14 protein-coding genes are annotated in these 16,463 nt (G+C 62.6%); 6 read left to right on the top strand and 8 right to left on the bottom strand.

Annotation, left to right across the window (positions count from 1 at the left end; translation table 11 throughout):
• Window positions 1-43: 43 nt before the first annotated feature.
• The 6 genes from frr to L8F96_RS07125 all read right to left on the bottom strand — a co-directional run bounded on the left by frr (window position 44) and on the right by L8F96_RS07125 (window position 5,561).
• On the bottom strand, window positions 44-601 hold the full coding sequence (gene frr, locus L8F96_RS07150) for a ribosome recycling factor (RefSeq protein WP_046410555.1): 558 nt from the start codon (window positions 599-601) through the stop codon (window positions 44-46).
• Window positions 588-1,331, bottom strand: coding sequence for a UMP kinase (pyrH, locus tag L8F96_RS07145; RefSeq protein ID WP_046410554.1), 744 nt, complete (start codon window positions 1,329-1,331; stop codon window positions 588-590). Before pyrH ends, frr begins: the two co-directional genes overlap by 14 nt.
• Window positions 1,332-1,542: 211 nt before the next feature.
• Window positions 1,543-2,496, bottom strand: coding sequence for a translation elongation factor Ts (tsf, locus tag L8F96_RS07140; RefSeq protein ID WP_125944931.1), 954 nt, complete (start codon window positions 2,494-2,496; stop codon window positions 1,543-1,545).
• Window positions 2,497-2,658: 162 nt separating this feature from the next.
• Complete coding sequence (gene rpsB / locus L8F96_RS07135) at window positions 2,659-3,465, bottom strand: 30S ribosomal protein S2 (protein WP_046410551.1); 807 nt, start codon at window positions 3,463-3,465, stop codon at window positions 2,659-2,661.
• Window positions 3,466-3,963: 498 nt separating this feature from the next.
• Entirely contained in the window at window positions 3,964-4,830 is an 867-nt protein-coding gene (locus L8F96_RS07130; protein WP_046410549.1) for a CDP-alcohol phosphatidyltransferase family protein, read from the bottom strand.
• Entirely contained in the window at window positions 4,827-5,561 is a 735-nt protein-coding gene (locus L8F96_RS07125; protein WP_046410547.1) for a phosphatidylserine decarboxylase, read from the bottom strand. Before L8F96_RS07125 ends, L8F96_RS07130 begins: the two co-directional genes overlap by 4 nt.
• A 140-nt stretch (window positions 5,562-5,701) precedes the next feature.
• Here L8F96_RS07125 and L8F96_RS07120 point away from each other — a divergent pair, with 140 nt between their 5' ends.
• From L8F96_RS07120 to L8F96_RS07100, 5 genes are all read left to right on the top strand, one after another.
• Window positions 5,702-6,922 (top strand): NADP-dependent isocitrate dehydrogenase, encoded by a 1,221-nt coding sequence (locus L8F96_RS07120; protein ID WP_046410545.1) that lies wholly within the window; start codon window positions 5,702-5,704, stop codon window positions 6,920-6,922.
• A gap of 56 nt (window positions 6,923-6,978) precedes the next feature.
• Window positions 6,979-8,052: an OpgC domain-containing protein gene (gene opgC / locus L8F96_RS07115; protein WP_046410543.1), complete on the top strand. Its 1,074-nt coding sequence runs from the start codon at window positions 6,979-6,981 to the stop codon at window positions 8,050-8,052.
• Window positions 8,053-8,082: 30 nt separating this feature from the next.
• Window positions 8,083-9,864, top strand: coding sequence for a cation:proton antiporter domain-containing protein (locus L8F96_RS07110; protein WP_125944928.1), 1,782 nt, complete (start codon window positions 8,083-8,085; stop codon window positions 9,862-9,864).
• Between the two features lie 50 nt (window positions 9,865-9,914).
• Window positions 9,915-11,069, top strand: a complete 1,155-nt coding sequence (locus L8F96_RS07105; RefSeq protein ID WP_046410540.1) for a glycosyltransferase family 4 protein — start codon at window positions 9,915-9,917, stop codon at window positions 11,067-11,069.
• A gap of 130 nt (window positions 11,070-11,199) precedes the next feature.
• Window positions 11,200-11,802, top strand: a complete 603-nt coding sequence (locus tag L8F96_RS07100; protein ID WP_186313943.1) for a CC0125/CC1285 family lipoprotein — start codon at window positions 11,200-11,202, stop codon at window positions 11,800-11,802.
• A 121-nt stretch (window positions 11,803-11,923) separates the two neighbouring features.
• Here L8F96_RS07100 and secA read toward each other — a convergent pair whose 3' ends face one another.
• Both secA and L8F96_RS07090 read right to left on the bottom strand, forming a co-directional pair.
• Window positions 11,924-14,659, bottom strand: coding sequence for a preprotein translocase subunit SecA (gene secA / locus L8F96_RS07095; RefSeq protein WP_125944927.1), 2,736 nt, complete (start codon window positions 14,657-14,659; stop codon window positions 11,924-11,926).
• Between the two features lie 93 nt (window positions 14,660-14,752).
• Complete coding sequence (locus tag L8F96_RS07090) at window positions 14,753-15,010, bottom strand: hypothetical protein (RefSeq protein ID WP_314469864.1); 258 nt, start codon at window positions 15,008-15,010, stop codon at window positions 14,753-14,755.
• 210 nt (window positions 15,011-15,220) lie between these two features.
• Between L8F96_RS07090 and argJ the strand changes: the two genes are divergently transcribed.
• Window positions 15,221-16,447: a bifunctional glutamate N-acetyltransferase/amino-acid acetyltransferase ArgJ gene (argJ, locus tag L8F96_RS07085; protein ID WP_046410537.1), complete on the top strand. Its 1,227-nt coding sequence runs from the start codon at window positions 15,221-15,223 to the stop codon at window positions 16,445-16,447.
• Window positions 16,448-16,463: the final 16 nt, after the last annotated feature.

Here is a 16,463-nt window from a genome sequence, read left to right as displayed (position 1 = left end):
GCATGCCCCCTGCACGCCCCCAACAGCAGACGCTGCAGGCCCGTCACTTTCCGAGGATTTCCTTTTCCTTCGCGCTCGCCGCCACATCGATCTCGGCGATCGTCGCGTCTGTCAGCTTCTGCACCTCAGTCTCGTGTCGCTTGCGCTCGTCCTCCCCGAAGACGCCCTTCTTCTCGTCCGTCTTCAGGTTGTCCATGCCGTCGCGGCGGACGTTGCGCACGGCAACCTTGGCCTTCTCCGAGTAAGAGCCGGCCAGCTTGGCGAGTTCCTTGCGGCGTTCTTCGGTAAGGTCGGGGATCGGCAGGCGCAGCGTGGTGCCATCGTTGATCGGGTTGAGGCCAAGGCCAGCCGAACGGATCGCCTTTTCAACGGGACCGACGTTGCTCTTGTCCCACACCTGCACGCTGAGCATCCGGGGTTCGGGCACCGACACGGTGGCCACCTGGTTCAGCGGCATGTGCGAACCGTAGACCTCGACCGTCACAGGGTCGAGCAAAGCGGTGGACGCACGCCCAGTGCGAAGACCTGCCAGATCGCTCTTCAGGGCTTCAACGGCACCGGCCATGCGGCGCTCGAGGTCCGCCTTGTTATACGCGGGCATCGATCATCTCCTGTTCGTTGGTGACGATCGTCGATACGCCCTCACCTCGCAGCACGGCAGCGAAATTGCCATGCTCCCGGATATTGAACACGACGATCGGAATGTTGGAATCGCGGCACAAGGCGACCGCACTAGCGTCCATCACCTTCAGGTTCTTGGACAAGACATTGTTGTACGAGATCGTCTCGTACCGCGATGCACCGGCCACCTTCTTGGGATCCGCGTCGTAAATGCCGTCGACGCTGGTACCCTTGAAGAGCGCATCGCAGTTCATCTCGGCAGCGCGTAGGGCGGCACCGCTGTCGGTGGTGAAGAAGGGCGACCCAACACCGGCGGCGAAGATCACAACCCGGTTCTTCTCCAGGTGGCGAACGGCGCGTCGCCGGATGAAGGGCTCGCACACTGACTGCATCGGGATCGCCGATTGCACGCGGGTGTCGACACCGATCTGCTCAAGGGCGTTCTGCACCGCGAGGGCATTCATGACCGTAGCAAGCATGCCCATATAATCAGCCGTTGCGCGCTCGAACCCTTGCGCTGCCGCGGCAAGCCCCCGGAAGATGTTGCCGCCGCCAACGACGACGCACAGCTCATACCCTTCCGCCTTCACGTCAGCGATTTCCTCGGCAACCCGGGCCGTCACCGTCGGATCGATGGACACCCCGTCCGGCCCCATCAACACCTCACCCGAGAGTTTCAGGAGAATACGCTTGTACGTGGGACTGGTCATGGGTTCCGATGTGACTTGGGAAGAGCGGAGCGGACCTTAGGGATGCGATTGCAGGCTCGCAACCACTGTGTCGCTGGCGAGAGTGGTGACGGCGGAAACGAAAATCGGGCCGCCCGCCGCCGCCTGCTCCATGAGAGCAAGCCAGCGGCGGGCGAACCCGAATGATGGCCGTTCACTCGCTTTTCAGCGGAACGGCCGTCAGATCGCGCTATCAGGCGGCCGGTTCGGCCTGCTTGCTCTGCGGCACACCCGAGGCTGCAGCGACTTCGGCAGCGAAGTCAGATGCTTCCTTCTCGATGCCTTCACCAAGCTGGAAGCGGACATAGTCCTTCAGCACGATCGGGGTGCCGGCGTCCTTGCCAGCCTTTGCCACGACGTCGCTGATCTTGGTCTTGCCGTCCATCACGAACAGCTGGCTGACCAGCGCGTGCTCCTTGCGGTACTTGGCGATCGAGCCTTCCACCATCTTGGCGATGATGTCGGCCGGCTTGCCGCTCTCGCCTGCCTTCTCGGCCGCGATGGCGCGCTCGCGTTCGATTTCCGCCTCGTCGAGATCCTCTTCGTTCAGCGCCTTCGGGAAAGCGGCGGCGACGTGCATCGCCAGCTGCTTGCCGAGAGCCTGAAGGACGTCATCGGCCGCTTCGCTCTCCAGCGCGACGAGCACGCCGATCTTGCCCAGGCCAGGTGCCTGCTGATTGTGGACGTAGCCGACGACAGCGCCCTTCGACACTTCGAGCGTCTTTGCGCGACGAAGCGACTGATTCTCGCCGATGGTCGCGACGTTGTTCGTCAGAACCTCGTCGACCGTCTTGCCGCTCGGCATCTTCTCGCCCTTGAGCGCCTCGACGTCGCCGCCGGTCGCTAGCGCGATTTCCGTCACTTCGCGGACGAACTGCTGGAACTGGTCGTTCTTGGCGACGAAGTCCGTCTCCGAGTTCACCTCGACCGCAGCGCCCTTGGTGCCACGAACCGCGATTCCGACCAGACCTTCGGCTGCCGTCCGGCTGGACTTCTTCGCCGCTGCGGCGAGGCCCTTGGTGCGCAGCCAGTCCATCGCCGCGTCCATGTCGCCGCCGGTCTCGTTGAGCGCCTTCTTGCAGTCCATCATGCCGGCGCCGCTCTTTTCGCGCAGCTCCTTGACCATTGCTGCCGTGATATCGGCCATCGTCCTAGTCCTCTTTATCGATCCCGTCGGCAGGATCAGCTCATATGAAAACCCGTTCGTCCGGACCTGTCGAAGTGCCATCTATCTGCGCCGCACAGCGAAGGAAGGATGGTGCCCCGACAAGCCCGGCACGAACGGTGAAAAGCTTGCCGAAGCTGACGCTTATGCGTCGATCTGGCGCGACTCTTCGGTGGCAGCGGCAGGCACGACCGGATCGCTGCCCAGCGATTCCTCGGCCGGCGGCTCAGCCATGGCGCCCAGGTCCGCACCACCACGGCGCTGCTGCTCCGCGTTGCCGCGGGTCGCGGCGATCGCCACTGCCTCGCAATACAGACGGATGGCGCGCGCAGCGTCGTCATTGGCGGGAACCGGGAAGGCAATGCCGTCAGGCGAGACGTTCGAGTCGAGGATCGCCACCACCGGGATACCCAGCGTGTTGGCTTCCTTGATCGCCAGCTCTTCCTTGTTCGCGTCGATCACGAACATGATGTCGGGAATGCCGCCCATGTCGCGAATGCCACCCAGGCTCATTTCGAGCTTGTCGCGCTCACGGGTGAGTTGCAGCACTTCCTTCTTGGTCAGGCCATGCGTGTCGCCCGACAGCTGCTCTTCGAGCGCCTTCAAGCGCTTGATCGAGTTAGAAATCGTCTTCCAGTTGGTGAGCATGCCCCCCAGCCAGCGATGGTTGACGAAATGCTGACCCGAGCGGCGCGCTGCTTCTGCGACCGGCTCCTGCGCCTGACGCTTGGTGCCGACGAACAGAACCTTGCCACCCGACGCGACGGTCGAGCTGATGAACTCCAGCGCGCGTGCGAAAAGCGGCACCGTCTGCGACAGGTCGATGATGTGAACGCCGTTGCGATCGCCGAACAGATACGGCTTCATCTTCGGGTTCCAGCGGTGAGTCTGGTGGCCGAAGTGCGCGCCGGTTTCAATGAGTTGCTGCATCGAGACGACAGGTGCCGCCATGATCATTCTTCCTTCCGGTTAGGCCTCTGGGAAGCGGCTGGTGCGAGCCTGAAAGGCCGGCACACCGGTGGTTTGATGCTTCCCATGCGGAGTTGAGGCCGCGCGGTTAGCGCCAAAGGCCGGAAGATGCAAGGGCAATGTCCACTTGACGAAGTAGAACAGGAGTGGAACAAGAGTGTTGAACATAGAGTGAACGCAACGGCGGCCCGAGATGAAACGAGCGCTTCGTTGGTCCAATTGTTGTCCCGTGGCGGACTAGGATCGGAACGAGGCGTGTTTCCAGCGGTTTATGGCCCACGGTTCGCAAGTCGAGTTGGAGGCGAGCAATGGTAACGGTACTGAGTTTCGCTGTCTTTGCCGGAACGTTGGGAGTGTCGATCTACGCGCTTGTAGTGACGATTGCGCCGCGAATGGACCGTATCATTGGAGCCTTGCGTGGTCAGCCGGCCCATCGCCATCCACTTGCTACGCTGGTGCGCGCGGAGCAGCGGATTGCCGTCAGGCGATGGGCGGCAACCCCTGTACGCTCGTCACCCTCGTCTTCGCGCGCAGCCGCTTGACCTTGCCATAAGCTGCGATGCTGAATGGGATCGCCAGTAGATAGGCAATGCTGATCGCACTGACGGTGTGCCAAGGCGCCGTAACGGCCGCCGCGGCGATGATTACCACCACCGCCAATGCCTCGAACCGGATGTTGCGACGAAGCCGGAGCGATCCCCATGACCAGGTTGCGATGCTGGACACCATCAGGATCGCGGCGAATGCGGTCCAGGGTGCGACAACATAGGATGAGCGTAGAAGCGGCTCATCGGTCCAGAACCACAGGAACATGGGCAATAGGGCAAGGCCAGCTCCAGCGGGCGCAGGAACACCTGTCAGAAAGCCTGCGGATTTGTGCGGCTGCTCGTCAGAGTCGATCGCCGCATTGAACCGGGCGAGCCGCAATGCGGCAAACACCGCCAGCATCAGCGCGGCGATCCAGCCGAAGCGCGGCAGGGACGACAGCGACCAGAGATAGAGGATCAGCGCGGGCGAGACGCCAAAGGAGATGGCATCAGCCAGCGAATCCAGTTCTGCTCCGAAGCGGCTCTGTCCATGAAGAAGCCGCGCAATCCGCCCATCGATGCCATCGAGGAGACCTGCGATCAGGACGAACATGACCGCAAGCTGCCAGTGAGTGCCGATGCGATCGTGCAGGGCGGCGTATTCCGCGCCGCGCTGGAGCAGCAGATCATTCTCCATCATCCGCGCCTTGATCGCGAACTGCACCCCGCTGAGCCCGGAGCACAGCGCCAGGGCAGTGATCGCGTTCGGCGCCACCGCGCGAAGCGGAATTCCCCGACGGGGGCGAACCGGCCGCCTCATTGCGTCACACCCGAAACAGGAATTGCGCCCGCACGCGCTAGCACAGTCTCGCCTGCAATCGCACGCTGCCCAAGGGCGACCTGGGGTGAATAACCCGCAGGCAGGTAGACGTCGACGCGGCTGCCGAAGCGGATCAGCCCAATGCGCTGACCGGCTGCCACCATGTCGCCTACTTTGACGAAGCCCATGATCCGGCGCGCCACCAGCCCGGCGATCTGGGTGAAGGCGACCTTGCGGCCATCATGCCCTTCTACGACGAAATGCTGGCGCTCATTGTCTTCCGAAGCCTTGTCCAAGTCGGCGTTCAGGAACTTGCCCGAAATATAAACCACTTGCCGGATCGTACCCGCAATCGGTGCGCGATTGATGTGAACGTCGAATACACTCATGAACACCGAAACGCGCGTGAGGCGCTCAGCGCCCAACTCACCGATCAATTCACGCGGTACCGGCACCTCGGCAATCATCGTCACCAGGCCATCCGCCGGTGACACGATCAGGTCTTCCCCGCGCGGCGTGGTGCGGATGGGATCGCGAAAGAAGGCCGCTACCCACACGGTAAGGCCGAACAGCGGCCAGAAGAAGATGTTGTGGACGATCGTCATCAACAGCGTGATGCCGAACGCGATCGCGGTGAACTTCTGACCTTCGGGATGGATGGCGGGGAAGCGCCATCTGACGGTGGTGGTGACAGGCAGACCCTGCTCTTCGGGCTTTGGTAAGGACGGCATATCATCCGTGTAGCCCTGGCGGCCGCAGGGCACAACGCACGCGGCGGGCAGGTCGCGCGGTTGACAACCCTGGCGGTTGATCCCCCGCCTCCTTACCCTTATCGACCGCGCCAAACCCTCCCCTTCAAAGGATACGGACAATGGCGAAGATCAAGGTAAAAACGCCCGTCGTGGAGATCGACGGCGACGAAATGACGCGGATTATCTGGGAATGGATCCGCGAACGCCTGATCAAGCCGTACCTCGACATCGAGCTCGATTATTACGACCTTGGGATGGAGCATCGGGACGCCACCGACGACAAGGTGACGGTCGACAGCGCCAAGGCAATCCAGAAGTACGGCGTTGGCGTTAAATGCGCCACCATCACCCCCGACGAGGCGCGCGTCGAGGAGTTCGGCCTGAAGAAGATGTGGAAGTCGCCGAACGGCACGATCCGCAACATTCTGGGCGGCGTTGTTTTCCGTGAGCCGATCGTGATCAAGAACGTTCCCCGCCTGATCCCGGGCTGGACGCACCCGATCGTCGTGGGTCGTCACGCATTCGGCGACCAGTATCGCGCGACCGACTTCAAGGTGCCGGGCGCGGGCAAGCTCACGATGAAGTGGACTGGCGAGGACGGCCAGGAGATCGAGCATGAAGTGTTCGACTTCCCGGGCGCCGGCGTCGCGATGGGCATGTACAACCTTGACGAGTCGATCCGTGATTTCGCTCGCGCGTCGCTGAACTACGGCATCAACCGCAACTGGCCGGTGTACCTGTCGACCAAGAACACCATCCTCAAGGCTTATGACGGCCGCTTCAAGGACATCTTTGCCGAGATCTATGAGGCCGAGTTTGTTGAGAAGTTCAAGGAACTGGGCATCACCTACGAGCACCGCCTGATTGACGACATGGTCGCGTCGGCACTGAAGTGGAACGGCGAGTTCGTCTGGGCCTGCAAGAACTACGACGGCGACGTGCAGTCCGACCAAGTCGCGCAGGGCTTTGGCTCGCTGGGCCTGATGACCTCTGTGCTGATGACGCCCGATGGCAAGACGATCGAGGCGGAGGCCGCGCACGGCACCGTCACGCGCCACTACCGCCAACACCAGCAGGGCAAGGCGACGTCGACCAATCCCATCGCGTCGATCTTCGCCTGGACGGGCGGTCTCAAGTTCCGCGGCAAGTTCGACGGAACGCCTGATGTCACCCGCTTTGCCGAGACGCTCGAGCAGGTCTGCATCGAGACGGTCGAGAACGGCGACATGACCAAGGATCTCGCGATCCTGATCGGCCCGGATCAGAAGTGGATGACCACCGAGCAGTTCTTTGAAGCTGTTCGCGTCAACCTCGAGAACAAGATGGCGACCTGGGCATAAGCCTGCATAAGTCATCGACAGTGAAAGGCCCCGGCACGTTGCCGGGGCCTTCATCGTTGCAGCCTATCCTCCGTGAAGAGCGGATCGATATCCTTCGTGGATGGGCGCTCATCACCATACTGATTAATCACCTGAGCCAGGTTGTCGAAGCCGACGGCCTCACCGCGTGGTTGATCCCTACACCGACCCGATACGGCTATTCCACCGCAGCCGAGCTGTTCGTGGTGATGTCCGGCTATATGGTTGGCCTGGTCTATCTCGCGCGTGCCAGTGCCGCGCGGGCAGTCATCCGGCGCGCAGGAACGCTGTGGCTGTACAACCTCGCACTCCTCGGGCTCGTTCTCCCGCTGGCCCTATTCATGTCTCCAGCGGAACTGCGCTTCTGGCGGCTGGGGCCGTTCCTCGCTGATCCGCTGCAGGCGACGCTGCAATTCATGACCTTGCAGAAGGCGCCGCGGCTACTCGACATTCTGCTGCTATATGTCACGCTGATGCTCATCGCGCCGTTCGCAATCGCGCTTCATCGTCGCTCGCCGCGGCTGCTCCTGATGGCTTCGATCGCCATTTACCTGGTGGCGCAGGTGCTGACGATCCGGCACGTGTCTGCCGATCCGAGCCATAATGATGACGGCATCCTGAAGCTGATGAGTTGGCAGCTCCTGTTCTTCGGGGCGATGGTGCTCGGTGCGTGGCGCGTTCACATGCCCTTGTTCAGATGGCTCGATGGCAACTGGCGGATCTTGGCGCTGCTGTTGGGGGTGTTCGCGGTCGGCGCGGTCGCGAGGGCCGACGATGTGGCCCGGCCAGAGTGGTTCACCGGCCGCTATGGTCTCAACCTCCTGCGCCTGAGCCACACGATCCTCATGCTGCTGCTATATGCCAGCCTGCTTTCGGTTGCCCGCCGCTTTCTCCAGTCGGCTCCTTTGCGATCAATGGCGCTGATCGGCCGCCACAGCCTGGATTGTTTTGCCGCAGGCCTGCTCGCCACCTATGTGCTGGGACTGTTGTGGGAGCGCTTAGGCGGGGGTCTTATCCTGTACTATGCCGCCGTCCTGGGGGGATTGGCGATAACGCTTGCCGTGGCGAACATGCGTGAGTCGCGAAAGAAGGCGGTGAAACACGGCTGCTGACAAGCCGGGACGCAGTCTGCACAATGCGTCATGGCAATAGGTCTCGACAATCCCGGCTTCTCTGACGCGCTGGTAGTTCTAGGGGCGGCGGGATTGGTGATCCCGGCCTTCGCCAGATTCAAGATCAGCCCGGTTATCGGCTTCATCCTGGTCGGGCTGTTGGTCGGACCAGCCGGTCTTGGGACCCAGATTGATCGCGCACCCTGGCTTTATTATGTGACGATTTCCGACCCCGAGTTCGTCAGGCCCTTTGCTGAATTCGGAATTATTCTGCTGCTGTTCTCGATCGGGTTGGAGCTGTCGTTCCGGCGCTTATGGGCTATGCGGCGGCTTGTCTTTGGAATCGGGCCGGCCGAATTGCTGGGCTCTGCGCTCATCGTCGGCATTACGCTTCATTATGTCGGGCAAAGCTGGCCTGGTGCAATCGGGCTGGGTCTCGCACTAGCGCTTTCCTCCACCGCGCTCGTCTTGCCACTAGTCGGATCTGTCAGCGCGGTCGGACGGGGCGCCTTCGCCATGCTTTTGTTCGAGGATCTGGCGCTCGTTCCCATCATCTTCGCGCTCGGTGCACTGGCGCCCTCGGCGGGTGAAGGCGGGTGGGTGAACATCGGGATGGTTGCCCTGAGGGGCGGGCTGACCGTGGTGGCGATGTACGTTGCCGGGCGCCTGATCCTGCCGCGATTGTTCGGTCAGGCCGCCCGAACAAAAAGCCCTGAGCTCTTCCTCGCGGCATCCCTGTTGGTGGTGATCGTCGCCAGTGTCGCGACCACTGCGGCCGGCCTCTCGCCCATCGTTGGGGCGCTTCTCGCCGGCTTGCTGATCGCCGAGACCGAATATCATACTGAAGTCGAAGTCATAACGGCGCCGTTCAAGGGGCTGGCTCTGGGCGTTTTTCTGATCACGGTAGGCATGAGCCTAGACCTGCGATTGATCACCCAGAATTGGGATGAGCTTCTGCTTGCGGTGGCAGCGGTGGTCACGATCAAGGCGATCGTCACCTATTTGCTCCTTCGCGTGGCCAACGTGGGTCGTGGTGTCGCTGCAGAGACTGGGCTCCTGATGGGCAGTCCTTCCGAAACGACGCTGATCGTACTTGCGACGGCAGCGCAGGCCCAGCTTATCCAGCTTTCCACGGCGGCGTTCTGGCAAACGGTGACGGCGATTGGCTTGACCATCACACCCCTTCTCGCCTTTGCCGGACGCGTCATTTCACGTCGTATCGAAGGCCGGGGAGAGACGCTCGACGAGCCGCCCCAGGATGGCAAACGGGCGGTAATCATCGGCTTTGGTCGCGTCGGGCAGCTCGTCGCAGAGCTCCTGGCGGTCCACGATCAACCGTACTTGGCCGTAGAGGCCAACATCGATGCGGTGAAGGCCGGGCGCGCGGCCGGCCATCCCATAATATTCGGCGACGTTGTTCGCTCGCAGTTCGTCGACCGGCTGGACCTGCCCAATGCACGCGCGCTCATCCTAACCATGGATGATCCGCCCTTATCTGTTCGACTGGCGCGCAGGATTCGTGCGCTGGCACCCGACCTTCCCATCATCGCCCGGGCCCGTGACGCAGCGCATGCCGCCGAGCTCTATCGTGCTGGCGTAACCGATGCGGTGCCGGAGACGCTCGAAAGCTCGCTCCAATTGTCGGAGGCTGTCCTCGTCGACCTTGGTGTCGCCATGGGACCCGTGATCGCATCGATCCATGAGAAGCGGGATGAGCTGCGGCAATCGATCCGAGAACAGGCGGAGCTCAGCCGGGAGCCGCGCATTCGCCGCCTTCCCCGCTTGTCGGATCTACGGAGCCTCAGCGGATAATAAACCTTTGCCCCGTGATCGCCGCAATCGAGCGGTAGCGGCGCGCCATCATGCAGCCGTCGGACCTTCGTGTCGCGCTCTTCAGCGGCAATTACAACTACACCCGTGATGGCGCCAACCAGGCGCTCAATCTTCTGGTTGGCCACCTGCTCTCGCGGGGCGCTCAGGTGCGCGTCTATTCGCCAACCGTGGACCAACCTGCCTTCCCTCCCACCGGCGATCTCGTCGATGTGCCGGCATTGCCACTGCCGGGTGAACGCGGTGAGTATCGGCTTGCACGGGGCCTTCCGGCCCAGGTGCGACGTGACCTGAAGGCGTTCGCGCCCAATCTGATCCACGTATCTGCGCCTGATATCCTGGGGCATCGCGCGATCAGCTACGCGCGGCGGAACGGAATAGCACGCGTGGCATCGCTCCACACTCGTTTCGAAACGTACCCGCGCTACTATGGTCTTGGCTTCCTTGAGCCGATGGTCGAGCGGCTCCTCACGCGCTTCTACAATCGGGCGGAACGCGTGCTGGTGCCGGGGCTTCTGCTGGGCGAAATCCTGCAAACCTGGGGGGTGCGTACGCCGACTGCCGTTTGGTCGCGCGGTGTTAATCACGATCGCTTCTCCCCTGCCCGCCGTGATCTCGCCTGGCGCCGGCACCTTGGCATCGGCGATGACGAGGTGGCGGTCGGGTTCCTCGGGCGACTGGTCAAGGAAAAGGGTCTCGACATCTTCGCCAATGTCGTCGGCGAGTTACGGCAACGCAATGTGCGCCATCGCGTGCTGGTGATCGGAGAAGGCCCGGCGCGTGATTGGTTTGCGGAGCAGGTTCCGGACGCGGCATTTGCCGGCTTTCAGTCCGGCGATGATCTGGGCCGCGCAGTTGCGTCGATGGACGTCTTCTTCAACCCAAGCGTTACCGAGACCTTTGGCAACGTCACGCTGGAGGCGATGGCTGCCGGGGTTCCTGTTGTTGCGGCGCGTGCATCAGGCGCGGTTGGGCTGGTGGACGAAGGCGAGACCGGTCGGTTAGTCGAGCCGCGCGACGTACCCGGCTATGCGGACGCCATTGCCGAGCTTGTCGCGTCCCGCGATGCCCGGTTGCGGATGGGACGCAACGGAACCACCAAGGCCGCCGGATATCGTTGGGAAATGATCAACGAAGCGGTGCTGTCGGCCTACCTTCAGGTGCTGGAAGAACGAAGCCGCCCCTGAGACGGACAGATGTGACTGCCGTGCGACGAAACGAGGCTTATCGGAGCCAATCCGTTCATCGCTCGTTCCGGGTTTATCATTTAGGCTGAGGTCAGCTTCCGCCGATCTGGCGGGTATCGGAGATGACACAATGAGCATGAACCGTACCGGTCGTAGCCTTTTCCTGGCGGCGGCCGCTTCCGGCGCGTTGCTGGTGGCAGGTTGCGCGACCGAGACGCCGTATCGCCCTGCCACCGGTCAGGGTTTCAATCGTACCGGCTTCAGCGATCAGCGGATCGAGGCCAATCGCTTTCTCGTTACCTTTGCCGGGAACACGGTCACCGATCGTGACACGGTGGAGCGCTATCTCCTTTATCGTGCTGCCGAGCTGACGCTGCAGAACGGCTATGACTATTTCATCACGGTTGATCGCCAGACCGATCGCCAGGCACGTACCTATGCGACGCCGGGCGCTGGCTTCGGCCCGGGTTGGGGCTATGGCGGCTGGGGTGGCTATTGGGGCCCCTCATGGCGCTTCTACGGTCGTCCCTGGGGCGGCTGGGGCGGCTGGGGCCCGTGGGGCGGCGGCTTCAATGACTTCGATGTACGGACAGTTGACCGCTACGAGGCATCGGCCGAGATCGTGATGGGCAAGGGCGCACCGCCAAGTGGCGAGGTGCGAGCTTTCAACGCACGGGATGTCGTCGAACGGCTGGGGCCAACGATCCGTTTGCCCGAGCAGCGCCGCCGCTGACCTGAGATCCACACAAAACAGAAGGGGCTTCGTCACTAAGGTGACGAAGCCCCTTTCGTACCTGCCGGCAGAAATAGCGAGGTGCGGGCGAGATCTGGAACGGTCCGCCCGCGAGCCAGGCTCAAACCGCGCCGTGGCAGTGCTTGTACTTGCGCCCGGAGCCGCACGGGCACGGCGAATTGCGGCTGACCACGCCCTTCCAGCTCTCCGGGTCCTCGCCAACCTCGACGCCGGTAGGCTGCGGGATCTGCATCGGCGGCACCTGCGTCTGAATTAGGCCCAGCGTGCCCGCATCCACGTCCGCCGAATTGTCCTCACCGGAGAACGGGTCGAAGTGGGTCGTAATGAAGTCCGGAAGATCCGGCAGCGGCGGCGGCGCCTGCAGCTGGAACTGGGCATGCGCGATCGTCTTCGTCACGTCCTCGCGAATGGCATCCAGCATCCGCTGGAACAGCGCGAAGGCTTCCTGCTTGTACTCGTTGATCGGCGTCTTCTGCGCATAGGCACGCAGGTGAACCACCTGACGCAACGCGTCCAGCGTCGCGAGATGCTCCTTCCAATGATGATCGAGGTTCTGGAGCAGGATCGACTTCTCGACCTGAGTCCAGGTTTCCGGCTCAAGCTCTGCCGCCTTGGCCGCCACCATCGCGTCCGCCTCAGCCTGCACACGCTCCGTGATCATTTCCGGATCGACCGCATCCTCGCCGAGCCAATCGTCGATGCGCGGCGTGAGGTTCAGGATCTCGGCAAGCCGGTCCTTCATCCCCTCGACATCCCACTGCTCAGGATAGGAGCCCACCGGGCACGCATCGCCCACTATCGCATTGACCGTTTCCGCGCGCATGTCGGTTACGACGTCACCGACGGTCTCGGCATCCATGATGTCAGCGCGCTGCTCGTAGATGACCTTGCGCTGGTCGTTCATCACGTCGTCATATTCGACGACCTGCTTGCGGATGTCGTAGTTGCGCGCTTCAACCTTCTTCTGCGCCGTCTCGATCGCCTTGGTCAGCCACTTGCTGCCGATCGCCTCGCCGTCTTCGATATTGCTGCGCATCATGCGCGCGAATAGCGTGTCAGGTCCGAAGATACGCAGCAGATCGTCGTCAAGGCTGAGGTAGAAGCGGCTGAGGCCCGGATCGCCCTGACGGCCGGAACGACCGCGCAGCTGATTGTCGATACGCCGACTTTCGTGACGCTCTGTACCTAGCACGAAGAGGCCGCCCGCTTCCAGCACCTTCGCCTTTTCAGCCGCGATTTCCGCCCGGATCTGTTCTATTGCGGCGTCACGGTCCGGCCCCTCCGGCATGCCAGCGAGTTCGTCCTCCACGCGGAATTCGAGGTTACCGCCGAGCTGAATGTCGGTACCGCGGCCGGCCATGTTGGTCGCGATCGTCACCGCGCCCAGTCGGCCCGCCTGCGCGACGATGTGCGCTTCCTGTTCGTGGTACCGGGCATTCAGGACGGAATGGTCAACGCCTTCCTGCTTCAGGAACTCGCTGAGCATCTCCGACTTCTCGATCGACACGGTGCCGACGAGAACCGGCTGCCCCTTCTCTGCATGCTGGCGGATCCGCTTGGCGATGGCGCGGAACTTGTCGTGCGTGTCCTTGTAGAACTCATCTTCTTCGTCGACGCGGCGAATGGGATTGTTCGTCGGGATGGTGACGACGTTCATCTTGTAGATGTCGAAGAACTCGGCAGCTTCGGTGGCCGCCGTGCCGGTCATGCCGGCAAGCTTCGGGTACATGCGGAAATAGTTCTGGAAGGTGATCGAGGCCATGGTCTGGTTCTCAGGCTCGATCTGGACCCCCTCCTTCGCCTCGACCGCTTGGTGCAGGCCATCGGACCAGCGGCGCCCGTCCATCATGCGGCCGGTGAATTCATCGATGATGATCACCTTCCCGTCCTTGACGATATAGTCGATGTCCCGCTTGAACATGACGTTCGCACGAAGCGACTGGTTCAGGTGGTGCACCACCTGCGTATTTTCGAAGTCGTAGAGGTTCGCGCCCTCTAGAAGACCGGCCGCCTCCAGCAATCGCTCGACCCGCTCGGTGCCTTCTTCCGTCAGAACGATCGTCTTTTGCTTCTCGTCCTTTTCGTAATCGTCCGGCGTGATCTGCTTCACCACGGCATCAACCGCGATGTACAGTTCGCTTTTGTCGTCCGTCGGGCCCGAGATGATCAGCGGCGTGCGGGCTTCGTCGATCAGCACGGAGTCGACCTCGTCGACGATGGCCATGGCGAACGGCCGCTGCACCATCGACGCGCGATCATATTTCATGTTGTCGCGCAGGTAATCGAAGCCGAACTCATTGTTCGTGCCGTAGGTGATATCGGCAGCATAGGCGGCACGGCGTTCATCATCCGAAAGGTTCGGAACGATCACGCCCACCGTGAGGCCAAGGAAGCGATAGACACGTCCCATCCAGTCCGCGTCACGCGCGGCGAGATAGTCGTTGACGGTGATGACGTGAACGCCCTTTCCTGGCAGCGCATTCAGATAGGTCGCGAGCGTCGCCACCAGCGTCTTGCCCTCACCCGTGCGCATTTCGGCGATCTCGCCGCGATGAAGCACGATGCCGCCGATCATCTGCACATCATAGTGGCGCTGACCAAGAACGCGCTTCGCAGCTTCTCGGACGGTCGCAAAGGCCTCGGGCAGCAGACTGTCGAGCGTTTCGCCGTTCGCCAGGCGCTCGCGAAAGAGCGCCGTCTGGTTGGCGAGCGTCGCATCATCCATCGCCTGCAGCGTCGGTTCGAACGACGCAATCTTGGCGAGAATGGGATTGAGTGAGCGCACGTAGCGATCGTTGGACGAACCGAAGAGCGATTTGGCGATGCTGCCGAACATGGGTCTGTTCCTGATATCATAGCGGCGCGACGGCCACGAAGGCGCGCGCAGAGAAAAGCGATTGCGGTCCGGCTGACCGGACGACGCGCTGGCTTATTCGCGCCGGCGGCCCGCAAAGACCGGCTCGCCCGGGGCAAGAACAAGGGGCTCTCCGCCCGTCAGCCTCGCCGCCTCGGCAAGCGTGATCGATGCCGCGAGCGGACGCCAAGTGGCGACGCGCGTTGCGGTGGCGGTGCGTGCAACCGCAATCGAGCCCTCAGCCACCGCACGTGCTTGCTCCTGCGCACGCGCACTGTTGCTTACGCCGGTGAGCGCAGACAGCAACGCAGAGAGAAGCAGCAGGATGTTCACGCGCCGGGACATAGGGTGGCATAACGATGTGGCCAACCCAAAATTCGCGCTGCGCCGTCCGAGACCGGCGGCGATTTCGTAGAGGGCAGGCGAACACGGGCGGTGCACGGCGTTCGTTAGCGGTCGCGACTGCCGCCGCTGCAGCGCCGATCGCGCGAGATCGGGAACATCCGTGATGACTCTTTTCCCCGATCGCGGCATGGCGCAGGAATGTCTTACGCCGTCTCTCCGCTCGCCCTGCCCTTCCCTGAGTTGCCCGTGATCGCAGGTGCCATCCCGCATGTTGCGCGCGCCCAATACAAGACATGGGATCGCTGCGACCTCACCTTTGTCGCGCTGGAGCCAGGAACGGCGGTCGCCGGGGTAGTGACCCAGTCGAGATGTCCGTCGCCGGAGGTGGAATGGTGTCGCAGCGCCCTTGTCCTCGGTGAAGCGCGGGCGCTGGTGGTGAACGCCGGCAATTCCAACGCCTTCACCGGCGGGCGCGGGCGCGCGGCTGTCGAGGCAATTGCCGCGCGCACGGCCGCGCATCTGAATTGCAAACCGTCCGACGTTTTCGTCGCCTCGACGGGCGTCATCGGCGTTCCCCTGCCAATCGACAAGGCTGAGGCTGGGCTCGACGCTGCCTTTGCAAGCCAGCCGTGCAGTTGGCGTGACGTCGCGGAAGCGATCGGGACGACAGACACCTTCACGAAGGGAGCGACGACGACGGCGATCGTCGACGGCAAGACGGTAACACTGGTCGGCGTGATCAAGGGATCGGGGATGATCGCGCCCGACATGGCGACCATGCTGGGGTTCATCTTTACCGACGCAGCGGTCGATGCCGCGTTCCTGCAGGCCGCGCTTTCCGACGCAAATGCCCGCACCTTTTCCTGCATCACCGTCGATGGCGACACGTCCACCAGCGACACCGTGCTGGCTTTTGCGACCGGTCGCGCGAAGAACGCGCCTTTGACGGGTGATGAGAGTGCCGGCGCCGACGCATTCCGCGCGGCGCTGGCGGACCTGTGCCACCAACTGGCGCATCTGGTCGTGCGCGATGGCGAGGGCGCAACCAAGCTGATCGAGATAACCGTAGAGGGAGCGGAGAGTGACCGCTCAGCCTACCGCATCGCCATGTCGATCGCCAACTCTCCGCTGGTTAAGACCGCCATCGCTGGGGAGGACGCCAATTGGGGGCGTGTGGTGATGGCCGTTGGCAAGGCTGGCGAGCCAGCGGAACGCGACCGTCTGTCGATCCGCTTCGGCGCGACGCAGGTCGCAAAGGACGGTCTGGCGGTCGAGGGTTACGACGAAACCCCAGTGGCGGCTCACCTGAAGGGCCGTGAAGTCACTGTCGGCGTCGAACTAGGTCTGGGCGAGGGCCGCGCGACCGTCTGGACGTGTGATCTGACCCACGGATACATCTCCATCAACGCTGACTATCGCAGCTAGGAGATCAAGGCGGCGA

The sequence above is a fragment of the Sphingomonas panaciterrae genome (assembly GCF_036890205.1).
GTDB lineage: Bacteria > Pseudomonadota > Alphaproteobacteria > Sphingomonadales > Sphingomonadaceae > Sphingomonas > Sphingomonas panaciterrae.
Note: the sequence above shows the minus strand (reverse complement) of the source record. Positions and strands in the feature narration are given on the sequence as shown.

Coding starts and splice junctions, on each gene's coding strand:
- frr (WP_046410555.1), bottom strand. CDS start 601: ATGCCCGCGTATAACAAGGCGGACCTCGAGCGCCGCATGGCCGGTGCC.
- pyrH (WP_046410554.1), bottom strand. CDS start 1,331: ATGACCAGTCCCACGTACAAGCGTATTCTCCTGAAACTCTCGGGTGAG.
- tsf (WP_125944931.1), bottom strand. CDS start 2,496: ATGGCCGATATCACGGCAGCAATGGTCAAGGAGCTGCGCGAAAAGAGC.
- rpsB (WP_046410551.1), bottom strand. CDS start 3,465: ATGGCGGCACCTGTCGTCTCGATGCAGCAACTCATTGAAACCGGCGCG.
- L8F96_RS07130 (WP_046410549.1), bottom strand. CDS start 4,830: ATGAGGCGGCCGGTTCGCCCCCGTCGGGGAATTCCGCTTCGCGCGGTG.
- L8F96_RS07125 (WP_046410547.1), bottom strand. CDS start 5,561: ATGCCGTCCTTACCAAAGCCCGAAGAGCAGGGTCTGCCTGTCACCACC.
- L8F96_RS07120 (WP_046410545.1), top strand. CDS start 5,702: ATGGCGAAGATCAAGGTAAAAACGCCCGTCGTGGAGATCGACGGCGAC.
- L8F96_RS07110 (WP_125944928.1), top strand. CDS start 8,083: ATGGCAATAGGTCTCGACAATCCCGGCTTCTCTGACGCGCTGGTAGTT.
- L8F96_RS07105 (WP_046410540.1), top strand. CDS start 9,915: ATGCAGCCGTCGGACCTTCGTGTCGCGCTCTTCAGCGGCAATTACAAC.
- L8F96_RS07100 (WP_186313943.1), top strand. CDS start 11,200: ATGAGCATGAACCGTACCGGTCGTAGCCTTTTCCTGGCGGCGGCCGCT.
- secA (WP_125944927.1), bottom strand. CDS start 14,659: ATGTTCGGCAGCATCGCCAAATCGCTCTTCGGTTCGTCCAACGATCGC.
- argJ (WP_046410537.1), top strand. CDS start 15,221: ATGTCTTACGCCGTCTCTCCGCTCGCCCTGCCCTTCCCTGAGTTGCCC.